The sequence below is a fragment of the Sphingomonas sp. CFBP 13603 genome (assembly GCF_014892665.1).
GTDB lineage: Bacteria > Pseudomonadota > Alphaproteobacteria > Sphingomonadales > Sphingomonadaceae > Sphingomonas.
In genome coordinates this window covers 23303-36524 of the sequence record NZ_JADBIA010000004.1, presented here as the reverse complement: position 1 = coordinate 36524, position 13222 = coordinate 23303, and the positions used below count along the sequence as shown (strand labels likewise).

Here is a 13222-nt window from a genome sequence, read left to right as displayed (position 1 = left end):
TTCTGAAGCAGGCGTACAAACCGCGCTTTCTCCCTAGGAACGAACGATAAATCGGTCGCCGAACCAACCATTACTCAGCTATGTTTTCCGTCACAAGTTGAATAATGAAATTTGGTAGACAGATTCGAAAGGATGCCGTTCCAGTGTTGCCCCAGGGTAACAGTCTCGTAACGGTCCTAATCGACGCGAGGGGATGATGACGGAAATCGAGCGAACGCGAGTCGTGATCGTGGGCGGCGGCACGGCGGGATGGATGACGGCCGCGGCGCTCGACCGGCTGCTGCCGAACGCGTGCACCGTGCACCTGATCGAGTCGGCGGAGATCGGCATCGTCGGCGTCGGCGAGGCGACGCTGCCGCACATCCGCGCGTTCGTCGAACGACTGGGGCTGGACGAGGCGGATTTCATGCGGGCGACGCATGCGACGTTCAAGCTCGGCATCGACTTTCGAGACTTCGGCGCGATCGGCGACAGCTATATCCACCCGTTCGGCACGTTCGGGCGTCCGCTCGGCGACGTCGGCTTCCATCATTACTGGCTGCGGTTGAACGCTGCCGGACGCGCAGGGCCGATCGGCGACTATTCGGTCGCGGTCGCCGCCGCCACCGCGGATCGCTTCGCCATCCCCGACGGCCCTGCCGACGATCTCGCGGCGAGCTTCGGCTATGCCTATCAGTTCGATGCGACGCTGTTCGGACCCTATCTGCGCCGCTTCGCCGAGGCACAGGGCGCACGCCGCACCGAAGGCCGGATCGTCGCCGTCGACCAGCACGCGGAGACCGGCAACGTCCGCGCCGTACGTCTCGATTCGGGCGAGACGATCGAAGGCGACCTGTTCGTCGATTGCTCGGGATTCCGCAGCCTGCTGCTCGGCGATACGATGGCAGAGCCGTGGGAGGATTGGTCAAATTGGCTACCTTGCGACCGCGCGGTGGCAATGCCCTGCGCGTCACCCCAGGGGCCGATCGAGCCCTATACCCGCGCCACCGCGAAGTCGGCCGGCTGGCAATGGCGCATCCCGCTCCAGCACCGCGTCGGCAACGGCTATGTCTATTCCAGCGCACATCTCGACGACCAGGCCGCCGCGGACTCGCTGGTCGCTTCGGTCGAGGGCAAGCCTCTCGCCGACCCGCGCTTCCTCAAGTTCCGCGCTGGCCGCCGCCGCAATAGCTGGGTCGGCAACGTCGTCGGCATCGGGCTCGCCTCCGGCTTCCTCGAACCGCTCGAATCGACGAGCATCTACCTCGCGCAGATGGCGATTACGCAGTTGATCGAACTGTTCCCGCAACGCGCCGGATCGAAGGGTATCTCGCCGACGGACCGGACCGAGTTCAATCGCCTGGTCGACATGGAATATGACCGCATCCGCGATTTCCTGATCCTCCATTACCACGCCACCACCCGCGACGATTCCGACTTCTGGAACCACGTCCGGACGATGGAGGTGCCGGACACGCTCGCGGAGAAGATGGACTTGTTTCGCCGCGCCGGCCGCGTCGCGCAGTATAGCGAGGGGCTGTTCCTCGAGCCGAGCTGGCTGGCCGTGTATCTGGGCCAAGGCATTGTCCCCCAGGGCTGGGACCAGCGCGCGAACGGCCCCGCGCTCGACGGACTCGACCGCGCCGTCGCCAATCTCCGCGCACAGGTCGCCGCCACTGCCGGGGCGATGCCGGACCACGCCGCGTTCCTCGCCCAGCGCAACGCGACGATCCCGGCATGACCGAACGCACACCCGTTCGCAGCATTGCGGTGTTGGGCGCCGGCATCGTAGGCCTGTCTGCCGCGATTGCCTTCGCCCGTGCGCTGCCGGGGCTCGCGATCACGTTGATCGAAACTCCAGCAGACCCCGCCGCGCTGGCGGATCGCATGCCCGGCACGTTGCCATCGATCGCCGCGTTCCATGACCGCATAGGCCTTGGCGAACGCGATCTCCTGGCCGCCGGTACGCTGCATCATATCGGCACGCGACTGTCCGACTGGCGCTCCGACGGCGGACGTGTCGTCCTGGCACGAGGTGACCGCGGCGGTCCGATCGGCACAGGGGCGTTCCAGCAGCATTGGCTGAACGCCCGCCGCGCCGGCAAGGTCGCTGCGTTCGATGCGTTCTCGCCAGCCGCTGCTCTCGCGGTAGCAGACCGGTTCGTGCACCCAGCGGACGATCCGGCTTCACCGCTTTCAGGCATTGCCTATGCGCTTCGTCTCGATCCGCCGCGCTACCGGGATCTGCTTCGCGCGTTGGCGCGGCATCTTGGCCTGGCGCCCGTTCCAAGTGCGTTCGCGGGCGTCGAACGCCGTGCGGACGGCGGCGTCGAGGCGCTGATGTTGGCGGATGGTCGTCGGATCGTGGCGGATCTGTATCTCGATTGCGCCGGCCCCGCCGCCCCGCTTCGCTCGGCGATCGACACGCGGTGGGAAGATTGGGGCAGATACCTGCCTGTCGACCGCCTGCTCCTGGGTACGGGGCCGGCCCGCGCGCCCTCCCCGACCGACGATCTGATCGCACTTCCAGCGGGGTGGCGGTTCGAAAAGCCTTTGCGGGATCGCACGCTGGTCGGCCTTGCCTATGCCGCCGCCCAGACACCGGACTCCAGCGCACGTCGCATTCTCCCCGCAGGCGAGGAGGTCGTGGACATCGCCCCCGGCGCCCGCCCGGAACCCTGGCTCCACAACGTCCTCGCGCTCGGTGACGCCGCTGTCACGCTCGATCCGCTGGCCGACGCCAATCTCCACCTCGCGCAAGCAGGGATCCTGCGCGCGATCGACCTCCTGCCCGGCCGTGACTGCGCCGCCAGCGAACTCGCCGAGTACAACGCCCGCACCTACCGCCAGGCATCGCGCGTGCGCGATTTCCAGGCCGCGCACTATCACGCCGCGACCCGAACTGGCGGCGACTTCTGGAAGCACGTCCGCCGACTGCCTCGCACGGACAGCCTCGATCACACGCTCGACCAGTTCGCTCACCGCGGTCGCCTGCCGTTCTACGAAGACGAAAGCTTCGAGCCGGACGAGTGGCGTGGCCTGCTTCTAGGCCTTGGCACTATTCCACGCGTTCCCGATCCGGTCGCCGCGTCAGCGCCGCTGGCATCCGTCCGCGCAGCGCTCAGCCAAATGGCCGAGAACAACGGCGCGCTGCCATCACGGCTTCCGCTCTACCCTACCTATCTCGCACACTTGGAACGCACTCGATGACCGATCCCATTCGCAAAGTCGTCATCGTCGGCGGCGGCACCGCCGGCTGGATGGCGGCTGCCGCAGCGGCACGCTTCCTCGACGACGGCCAGCGCCAGATCGTCCTCGTCGAATCCGATGCGATCGGCACGGTCGGCGTCGGCGAGGCGACGATCCCGCCCATCCTCGGCTTCAATCATCTGCTCGGCATAGACGAACGTGACTTCGTCCGCGCGACAGGCGCTACCTTCAAGCTCGGGATCGAGTTCGTCGGCTGGGACACCGGCGCCGATCGGTACATGCATACGTTCGGGACGATCGGTAGGGACATCCAGGGCCTGGCGTTTCATCAACTTTGGCTGAAACTACAGAACCACCCCGGCATCGGCGCAATCGAGGCCTATTCTCCGGGTGGCATGGCCTCAAGGGTTGGCCGTTTCGGGCTACCGAACGACGAGCAGCGCCGGTCGGGCGCAAGCCCCATGGCCTACGCCTATCATTTCGACGCCAGCCTCTACGCCGCCTTCCTGCGTCGGCACGCCGAGGCCGGTGGTGTCACTCGCGTCGAAGGCCGCATCATCGGCGCCGACCGCGATCCGGAGAACGGCCATGTCCGCGCAGTTCGGCTCGAGGATGGCACCGCGGTAGAGGGCGACCTGTTCATCGATTGCTCGGGCTTCCGCAGCCTGCTGCTCGGCGACACGATGGGGGTCGAATTCGAGGACTGGTCGCACTGGCTTCCCTGCGACCGTGCGATCGCGGTTCCGACCGAACCGACCACGCCTGTACTGCCCTACACCCGCGCCACCGCACGCCCGGCGGGCTGGCAATGGCGGATCCCGCTCCAGCACCGCACCGGCAACGGCCATGTCTACGCCAGCACGCACATGTCAGACGACGAGGCCACCGCGCTCCTGCTCGCGAACCTCGACAGCGCCTCGACCGCCGATCCGCGCCAGCTTCGCTTCAAGGCAGGCCGGCGCGCGAAAATGTGGGAGGGCAACGTCGTTGCGCTCGGCCTTGCCGGCGGCTTCCTCGAACCGCTCGAATCGACCAGCATCCACCTGATCCAGACCGGCATCTCGAAGCTGTTCGCGCTGTTCCCCGATCGCGGCTTTTCCGCCGTCGAACGCGACGAATACAACCGGCTGATGGGCGACGCCTACACGTCGATCCGCGATTTCATCATCCTGCACTATCACGCGACCCGCCGCGACGACTCCGTGTTCTGGCGCCATGTCCGCACCATGCCGGTGCCCGACAGCCTGACTCGCAAGGTCGCACTGTTCCGCGAGAAGGGGCGCATCTTCCGCTACGACGACGAACTGTTCGGCATCCCGAGCTGGGTTCAGGTTCTGCTCGGCCAGAACGTCATACCGGTAGGTTACGACCCGGTCGTCGATGCGCTCGATGCCGACCGCGTTGCAGACGCCCTCCGCCAGATGCGGGCGGCCACCCTGCGCGCCGCCGAAGCCCTGCCATCCCATGCGGACTTCGTCGCCCGCTACGCAGCCTTCGTCGGCGTTTAGAACGGGTCCGACACGATCGTCGATTGCCCGCACTTCCCGCCCGAGCTACACCTTCCCCGTCGGCCCGTTCTTCGGACGGGTCGGCATGATCGCACCGGTGCTCCGCAAGGAGCTTAAAAGGGAACGCGGTGAGGGTGGCTTCGGCCATCCGATGCCGAGGCTGTCCCTGCAACTGTAAGCGGCGAGCGTGATGCATGTGCGTGGCCGGGCGAATGCCCCGAGCCACCAGCCACTGGACCGATCGGTCTGGGAAGGTTGTGCACCAAGCGGTGACCCGTGAGCCAGGAGACCTGCCGGCGTGTGGTCGCTCTTGCCTGGTCCAGGGGATGGCCGAGGCACGGTACTCCGTCTGAGCGACGATGTGTGCGGTGGGGACCGCATGGGCAGACGTGCCGGCCGCGACGGCGTCCGGCGGGCACGACTGCTCCCGTTCGCTTAGGCGCGTGCTCGGGCCGATCGCTCGTGACGCGGGCCGAGGCGTGGGCTCGCGCGCCATGCTCGAGAGCGTCCCCTGCCGGTTCGTCCGACGCCCCGGGGGTTACCAATGGTCTTTTCGATTTCGCGCGCCACGATCGCCGCGTCCTTTCTCGTTTCGATACTGCCGCCCACGGCATACGCTCAGATCGCGGAGGACCGATCCGGCGATACGACCGACGACATCCTCGTCACCGGTCGTCATCAAGCGGACCTCACCGTCCCGAACGCGACCGGCAGCCGGCTCAAACTGACGCCGCTCGAAACACCCGCGACGCTGTCCGTCATAGACGGGGATACGATCCGGGCACGCGGCGACATGACGGTGATCGACGCGACCAGCCGCGCGCCCGGCATCACCAGCGTCGGCAATCTCGGCAATGGCGGCACCGCGCTCGCCGCCCGCGGGTTCAGCGGCCAGGGTTCGGTGCTCCAGCTGATCGACGGCGCCCGGCTGTTTCCGGCGGCCGGCACGATCACCTTCCCGACCGACCCGTGGATGGTCGACCGCATCGACATCCTCAGCGGCCCCGCCTCCGTACTCTACGGCCAAGGTGCGCTAGGCGGCGCGGTCAACGTGCTGATGCGCCAGCCGAATACCGTACGGACGCAGGTCGACGGCGAGATCGGCTATGGATCGCAGGACAGTTTCCATGTCGCAGCCGGCGCAGGCGGACCGATCGGCAATGACCTGTCGTACCGCGTCGACGGCAGCTATCGGCGGTCCGAAGGCTATGTCGATCGCGGGCAGTCACGCAGCTACGCGCTGTCCGCCACGCTGCGCTGGGCACCGACCGACACGCTCGTCGTCACCGCGCGCGACGATTACGGCAACCAGAACCCGATGCGCTATTTCGGCACGCCGCTGATCGACGGGCGTCTCGACGACAACAACCGCGATCGCAACTACAACACGCGCGACGGGCATGTCCGGTACCGCGACAACCGCACCAGCCTGCAGATCGATTGGACGCCGACCGACGCGCTCACCGTCAGCAACCAGGCGTACCGCCTGACCTCGAAGCGATCGTGGCTCAATCTCGAAAGCTATTGCTGGATCGCGGCGGACGGTTTCTGCCCGAACGGTGCCAATGGCGATCCTGCTACGCCCGGCCGGATCTATCGCACCGACATGACCGGGATCGTCCACGACCAGACGCAATGGGGCGATCAGGCCAGCATGACTCTGAAGACGCCCATCGCCGACGGCATTTCGAACGATGTCGTGCTGGGTTTCGACGTGAACCTGATCAAGCTCACATACTCGCATAATTTCGGCGCCGACCCGCAGATTTCCCCAGTCGACCCGTATGACTTCGACCCCGGCCTGATCGTCGACACGCAGGGGATCGCACCGCGCTATCGTACGCGGACCAACGAATATGCGGTCTTCGCGGAGGACCGGCTGAAGCTCGGCGATCACGTCTCGATCGTCGGCGGCATCCGGTACGAACGCGACCGGATCCAGCGCTGGACGATCGACTCCACGGTCGCCGTCCCCACGGAGACCTTGGCGCTCGACAAGCGGCTCCACAACACGACGTGGCGCGTCGGCAGTGTCTATCAACCGATCCCGACCGTCTCGCTCTATGCGCAATACGCGACCGGGGTCGATCCGCTCGGCACGCTGACGACCTATTCGACCGGGCAGGTGCAGTTCAGCAACGCAAAGGGCGATCAGGTCGAGATCGGCGCCAAGGCGGCGTTCCTGGGCGGACGCGGCACCGCGACGATCGCGGCGTATCGCATCGTCAAGAAAGGCCTGCTGTCGCAGCTGACGCCGACCAGTCCGATCGAGCAGGTCGGCCAGCGATCCGCCAAGGGTATCGAGGCTGCCGTCTCGCTGGACTTGCCCAAGGGGTTCGGGATCGACGCGAACGGCAGCGTATTGAACGCGAGGTTCGACGATTTCGTCTCGGGCGGCAGGAGTTACGCCGGCAACACGCCGCCCGACGTACCGGAGACGGTGGCGAACCTGTGGCTGCGCTGGACCGCGACGCGCGCATTCCAGGCGCACGCCGGGCTCCGCTATGTCGGACGCCGCTATTCGGATAACGCGAACGACTTCCGCATACCCGGTTACGTGACCGTCGACGCCACGCTGTCCTACGCAATGACGCCGCGGGTCGCGGTCGATCTCCACGTCTATAATCTGCTCGACAAGGATTATGCGATCAACAGCTACGGTGCGCAGCAGTGGATCCTCGGACGGCCTCGCGCAGTGGACGTTTCGCTTCGTGCCGGGTTCTAGCCTCCGCCGCCCCGCGTCGTTCGGCAGGGTCGGCCGGCGCTGGTTGTATCTCGTCCATCGGTGGGTCGGCATCGCCAGCTGCCTGTTCTTCGCGATGTGGTTCGTGTCGGGGCTGGTGATGCTGTACGTCCCCTATCCGTCGCTCACACCGGCCGAGACTTTGGCACGCGCGGAGCCGATCGACTGGCGCGCGGTGAACGTGCCGCCGCCAATCGACGGCGGACACCTGCCGCAGGAGCTGTTGCTCGAGATGCGCGACGGCGTCCCAGTCTGGCGGATCGAACGCTGGGAAGGCGACCGGCGAACCGTTTCCGCTGACGCTGGCGCCCTGCTTGCGCCAGTCGACGCCGCCTACGCCACGCGCGTGGCGAGCCGCTTCGGCCGGGAACCTGCAGCGCAGGTCGAACGCATCGTTCGCGATCAATGGACTGTGTCTGGCGGGTTCGATCGACATCGTCCGCTCTGGAAAGTGACGCTCGCAGATCCGCCGGGCACCGAGTTGTACGTGTCCTCTTTGACAGGCGGCATCGTCCAGTCGACGACCCGCAGCGAGCGCGTCTGGAACTGGCTCGGCTCGGTGCCGCACTGGCTGTATCCGACGATATTGCGGCAGGACAATTCCGCCTGGCGTCAGGTCGTGATGTGGGTTTCCGGCCCCTGCATCGCCGCAGCGGTGACAGGAATGTGGATCGGCATCCTGCGCACGCGGACGGGATCGCGCCGGTTCAAGGGCGGCCGGATGACGCCCTATCGCGGTTGGATGCTGTGGCATCACGTCGCCGGTCTGGTCGGCGGAGGCTTCCTGATCGCATGGATCTTCAGCGGCTGGCTGTCGGTCGATCCCTGGCACCTGTTCCGGGGTGTCGAGCCCGACGCCGCGGCCGTTCGCGCCTATGCCGCGTCCGACGCGATGCCTCTCGTCGATCTCGATCGACTGCGCGCCCCCGGATCTGGCGCCGTCCGCGCCCGGCTGATCGACAACGCGCATACGCCCCTCGTCCTGCTCGAATACGCCGATGGAAAACGAACGAGCCTCGGTGCAGCGACCTTCGCACCAGCCCGCCCCAGCACGCCGGCAATCGTCGCCGCAGCACGGCGACTCCAGCATGGCGCGCTGATCGCGCTCGACCGGCTGACCGCACCAGACGCCTATTGGTACGAGCCGGGTGGCAAGCCGCGCCTGCCAATCCTCCGGCTACGGTTCGACGACCCGCCAGCGACCTGGCTCTACATCGACCCCCAGACCGGCGAGGTACTTGTGACCATCGACCGTCGCCGCCGGGCCTATCGCTGGGCGTTCGATCTGCTCCACAAATGGGATCTGAACGTGCTGACGCTGCATCGCCCGCTCTGGGATCTGCTGCTCTGGCTGTTCTCGATCGTCGGTCTCGTCACGTCGGTCAGCGGCATCTGGCTCGGCTGGAAACGGCTCAGGCGCGGCTGATCCCGATATCGCGCCGAACCGGACCGTTTGCCCAAGTGACACCGCCGCGCACTCCGCGTAGTCGGTAGGCATGGCCGGGTTCCGTCGCCTTTTCCTCGATCACCGCACGCTGTCGGCGTGGCTGATCGTCTGCGCGCTGGCGATGAAGATCCTCGTCCCCGCAGGCTTCATGCCGGTCGTCTCCGGGGGCACGGTGACGATCCAGATCTGCGGCGGCACCGCGCCCTCGATGGCAACGATGATGGCCAAGGCCACGGTGATGGCCGAGGCGATGCCCGGCATGACGCATCATCAGGACAAGGGCGATCACCAGAACCGCGAGATGCCTTGCGCGTTCTCCGGGCTGTCCGCACCTTCGCTCGCCGCGGTCGATCCGCTGCTGCTTGCGATCGCGATCGCGTTCATCGTCGCCATTGGGTTTCGCCGGACATCGACCACCCCTGTCGCCGCGCGCGCCTATCTCAGGCCACCCTTGCGAGGTCCCCCACGCATCTCCGCGTGATCGGACGACCTTAAAACTCGCCGATCACACCGCTTCGACCGTCCGCACACCGGACGGAACAGCCTCCGCGCGCGATGTCGCCGCGCGGACCACGGCATCCATGCCGGCGCCTTCGTGCGTCGCCATGACGAACAGGGACTCGCATGTTCAGAACATTCCTGGCCGCCTCGGCGTCCATCGTCGCACTCTCCTCCCCGGCCCACGCAACCGATACGGATGATCCGCAGACCGAAATCGTCGTCAACGGCCAGCGCGATAAGCTGAAGCTCGATCGCAAGTCCGACACCGGCAGCCGCCTCGGCCTGTCGGTGCGCGAGACTCCCGCCACGGTCGAGACGCTGACTCAGGCCGACATGCAGGTCCAGGGCCTGCGGACCGCGCGCGAGGCGTTCAATTCGGTGGTCGGCGCGATCGCCGGCAACGTCCCCGGCAACCCCGCGGTCGTGACGTTGCGCGGCTTTTCGGGCGGCGCCGTATCGATCCTCCAGGACGGCGTCCGCGTCTCCACCTCGACCGTCGTCCAGCGCGACACCAACGTCTGGCATTACGACCGGATCGACGTCGTCAAGGGCCCCGCCTCGGTCCTCTACGGCGAAGGCGCGCTGGCCGGCGTCATCAACAAGGTCACGCGCAAGCCCACCCTCGACGGCGATCATCTCGACGGACTGCTCAGCATCGGCAGCTTCGCCACCGTGACCGCGGCGAGCGGCGTCAACCTCAAGCTGTCCGACACCGTCGCGATCCGCGCCGACGCCAGCTATCTGCATTCCGACAGCCTCTACGACGTCGACGACAACGCGACGCGTTCCACCGGTCTCACCGCCAGCATCCTCCTCAAGCCCGCGCCCGACCTTTCCGTCATGCTCGCGGTCGATCACTACGAGGACCGCTACGACAGCAGCTATCAGGGCCTCCCGTTCGTCTCCGCCGCGGTCGCGCGCGACCCAAGCGACGCGCTTCGCAGCCCCAACGGCATGGTTCTCGACAAGGCGCTACGCCGCCGCAACTACAACCCTGCCGGCGCCTATTCCGGCGCGCGCGACACGACGCTGCGCTCGCGGATCGACTATGCGATCGGCAGCGGCTGGTCGGTCGCCAACGACTTCACCTGGTATCATGCCAAACGCGATTTCGTGCTCAGCGGCGATCAGGTCTTCACCGCGCCGACGCCCGCGTTCCCGAACGGCAGCTTCGCGCGATCGGTCCAGCGGATCTACCATGATCACCGTTTCTGGAACGAGCGCCTCGTGATCGCCAACGACGGCAAGATCGCTGGCCTTCGCAACCGCTTCAGCCTCGGCGGCGAATATAACGACACCAATTTCACCAATCCGCGCCAGCAAGGCCCGATCGGCGGCAACACGGCCGCACGGATCACCAACGTCGATCCGTACGCGCCTGTCGTGGGCATCTTCCCGACCGACGCCGCTGCCTATTCCACCACCAACGTCATCTACGAGTCGAAGCTGAAGACCGCCTCCGTCTTCGCCGAGGATGCGCTAAATCTCACTCCCGGATGGCTGCTGGTCGGCGGCGCGCGCTACGACCACATCGATCTCAACCGCGTCATCGTCAACCTGAACGCGAACGGCGCCGTCACACGCGGTACGCCAACCTACGACCCGTTCTCGTGGCGGATCGGCACCACCTACGATCTCACGCCCGACCTCACCGTCTATGGCCAATACACGACCGCGGTCACGCCCGTGTCCTCGATCCTGCTCCAGTCGATCGTCAACACCGGCTACAAGCTCACCAAGGGCCGCGCCTACGAAGTCGGCTTCAAGGCCTCCGCCTTCGCCAAGCGGCTCACGATGACCGGTGCCGCCTACCGCATCGAGCAGAGCAACATCCTCACCCGCGATCCGACCAATCCGCAACAGGCAGTGCAGGGCGGCGAGCAGTCGTCGCAGGGCGTCGAACTCAGCATCGGTGCGGCCGTCACCGACGCGCTCTCGCTGTCGGCGGGCGCCGCCTATACCGACGCCAACTACGATCAACTCAGCGAACTCGTCGCAGGCGCCCGCATCGATCGCGCCGGCAATCGCCCGATCAACACGCCTTCGACCACCGTTAGCGGGTCCGCACTCTACACGATCAAGGCGCTCCCGGTGACGCTCGGCGGCTTCGTCCGCCACGTCTCGGGTTTCTACACCGACACCGCGAACACCTATTTCGTCCGCGGCCATACCGTCGTCGAGGCGTCGGTCAGCTACCAGGTCGCGCCGCAAGCCTCCGTTTCGGTCCGCGGTCGCAACCTGACCAACGCATTCTACGGCGAATATTCGGGCTACCCGACGACCAACGTCTATATCGGCGCGCCTCGCAGCGTCGAAATCGCCCTTTCCACGCATTTCTGAGCAGGGGTTTCCCAATGGCTTCCGCCAGTTCGATCGATCCGAAGGCCTACCGCGCGATCTGGCGGTGGCATTTCTACGCCGGCCTCATCGTCGCGCCGTTCCTGCTGATCCTCAGCATCACCGGTGCGATCTACCTCTTCAACGACGAGATCGACGACGCGCTCTATCCTTCGCAACGCTTCGTCGCGCTGCATACGACGACCGTGCCGCCGTCCCGCATGATCCGCGCCGCGTTGACTGCGTATCCAGGCGCCGCGACCCGGATCGACCTACCTGGTGCGGCCGACCGGTCTGCCGTCGTGTACGTGACGCCGGACCAAGGCGAACCGCTGCGCGTGGCGGTGGACCCCGGCACCGGTCGAGTTCTGGGATCGACGATCTACGCTCGCACGCTCGTCGGGTTCGCCGACGCGATGCACGGGTCGCTGACGCTCGGCACGATCGGAGACCGCATCGTCGAGCTGGCCGCGTGCTGGGCGCTGGTCCTGATCTTTACTGGCCTCTACCTCTGGTGGCCGCGAAACCGCCGCGGGTTTGCCGGCATCCTCTATCCCCGCTTGCGCGCCGGCGGACGCCTGTTCTGGCGAGACCTGCACGCGGTGATCGGGGTCTGGTCGGTCGCGTTCATCGCATTCCTGCTGCTAACCGGCCTCCCCTGGGCCGGCGTCGAGGGCGATCTGCTGAACCGAGGCACCGCGGCGATCGGTATCGGCTACCCCGCCTCGAACCGCACGCACAACGCGCCGACGAGCGTGCCGATGAAGACGGCACTGGGCGAGGCTCCCTGGACGATGGAACTCGCCCCGATGCCAAGCTCGGCATCTTCGTCCGAACACGCGGGCCATGCCGGACACGAGATGGCGATGGCCGTCCGCGACGACGCGGCCGTGTCCGGCATAGACCGGATCGCCAACTCGGTCGCTCGCGACCACGGTGTGACCGGCGCCTACCGCCTGTTCCTGCCGAGTGGCCCGACCGGCGTCTACACCGCCTACACCTACCCCGACCGGCCGCAGGGCCAGCGCACGCTCTATTTCGATCGCTGGACCGGCGGCCTGATCCGCGAGGTCGGCTATCCCGATTACGGCTGGGCGGCAAAGGCGATCGAGCTTGGCGTCCAGCTTCACATGGGCAATTATTTCGGGCTCGCGAACCAGCTCGTGATGCTGTCGATCTGCATCGCGATCGTCGTGCTCGTCGTCAGCGGCATCGTCATGTGGTGGAAACGCCGCCCGGCAGGCCGCCTCGCCGCCCCGGCCCGCGTCCCCTCCGCCCGGATCAAGGGCGCCATCGCGATCCTGATCGCAGCCGGCCTCGCCTTCCCGATGCTCGGGGTGTCGGCACTCGCGATCTTCCTGCTCGACCGATCGATCCTCTTCGCCCGCGACCGGTTCGGGCGCAGGTCGTCGATACCGACCTGACGCTATGCAAACCCTATGCGCGCAGGCCGAAATCGGGCTCGTGATGCTATGTCGGCGCGCATAATTACCGGCT

The 13222-nt window shown here is 66.6% G+C and carries 8 protein-coding genes and 1 riboswitch; all 8 genes read left to right on the top strand.

Annotation, left to right across the window (positions count from 1 at the left end):
* Positions 1 to 196: 196 nt before the first annotated feature.
* The 8 genes from IFR23_RS07985 (at position 197) to IFR23_RS07950 (ending at position 13149) form a co-directional block, all read left to right on the top strand.
* The gene (locus IFR23_RS07985; RefSeq protein ID WP_446740900.1) at positions 197 to 1720 is read left to right on the top strand and encodes a tryptophan halogenase family protein; all 1524 of its coding nucleotides are present in this window, start codon (positions 197 to 199) and stop codon (positions 1718 to 1720) included.
* Positions 1717 to 3189 (top strand): tryptophan 7-halogenase, encoded by a 1473-nt coding sequence (locus tag IFR23_RS07980; protein ID WP_192975427.1) that lies wholly within the window; start codon positions 1717 to 1719, stop codon positions 3187 to 3189. Before IFR23_RS07985 ends, IFR23_RS07980 begins: the two co-directional genes overlap by 4 nt.
* Positions 3186 to 4697: a tryptophan halogenase family protein gene (locus IFR23_RS07975; protein WP_192975426.1), complete on the top strand. Its 1512-nt coding sequence runs from the start codon at positions 3186 to 3188 to the stop codon at positions 4695 to 4697. Before IFR23_RS07980 ends, IFR23_RS07975 begins: the two co-directional genes overlap by 4 nt.
* A gap of 80 nt (positions 4698 to 4777) precedes the next feature.
* A riboswitch (cobalamin riboswitch) is annotated at positions 4778 to 5009 on the top strand.
* 232 nt (positions 5010 to 5241) lie between these two features.
* Positions 5242 to 7422 (top strand): TonB-dependent receptor, encoded by a 2181-nt coding sequence (locus IFR23_RS07970; protein WP_192975425.1) that lies wholly within the window; start codon positions 5242 to 5244, stop codon positions 7420 to 7422.
* A complete protein-coding gene (locus IFR23_RS07965) occupies positions 7358 to 8866 on the top strand; it encodes a PepSY domain-containing protein (RefSeq protein WP_342344897.1) in 1509 nt (502 codons plus the stop codon). The genes IFR23_RS07970 and IFR23_RS07965 overlap by 65 nt, the downstream gene beginning before the upstream one ends.
* A gap of 70 nt (positions 8867 to 8936) precedes the next feature.
* Entirely contained in the window at positions 8937 to 9368 is a 432-nt protein-coding gene (locus tag IFR23_RS07960) for a DUF2946 family protein (RefSeq protein WP_192975423.1), read from the top strand.
* 143 nt (positions 9369 to 9511) lie between these two features.
* On the top strand, positions 9512 to 11728 hold the full coding sequence (locus tag IFR23_RS07955; protein ID WP_192975422.1) for a TonB-dependent receptor: 2217 nt from the start codon (positions 9512 to 9514) through the stop codon (positions 11726 to 11728).
* A gap of 14 nt (positions 11729 to 11742) precedes the next feature.
* Positions 11743 to 13149 (top strand): PepSY-associated TM helix domain-containing protein, encoded by a 1407-nt coding sequence (locus IFR23_RS07950; protein ID WP_192975421.1) that lies wholly within the window; start codon positions 11743 to 11745, stop codon positions 13147 to 13149.
* Positions 13150 to 13222: the final 73 nt, after the last annotated feature.

Bases quoted from the DNA above. Each gene is read 5' to 3' on its own strand.
- IFR23_RS07985 (WP_446740900.1), top strand. From the start codon at position 197: ATGACGGAAATCGAGCGAACGCGAGTCGTGATCGTGGGCGGCGGCACG.
- IFR23_RS07980 (WP_192975427.1), top strand. From the start codon at position 1,717: ATGACCGAACGCACACCCGTTCGCAGCATTGCGGTGTTGGGCGCCGGC.
- IFR23_RS07975 (WP_192975426.1), top strand. From the start codon at position 3,186: ATGACCGATCCCATTCGCAAAGTCGTCATCGTCGGCGGCGGCACCGCC.
- IFR23_RS07970 (WP_192975425.1), top strand. From the start codon at position 5,242: ATGGTCTTTTCGATTTCGCGCGCCACGATCGCCGCGTCCTTTCTCGTT.
- IFR23_RS07960 (WP_192975423.1), top strand. From the start codon at position 8,937: ATGGCCGGGTTCCGTCGCCTTTTCCTCGATCACCGCACGCTGTCGGCG.
- IFR23_RS07955 (WP_192975422.1), top strand. From the start codon at position 9,512: ATGTTCAGAACATTCCTGGCCGCCTCGGCGTCCATCGTCGCACTCTCC.
- IFR23_RS07950 (WP_192975421.1), top strand. From the start codon at position 11,743: ATGGCTTCCGCCAGTTCGATCGATCCGAAGGCCTACCGCGCGATCTGG.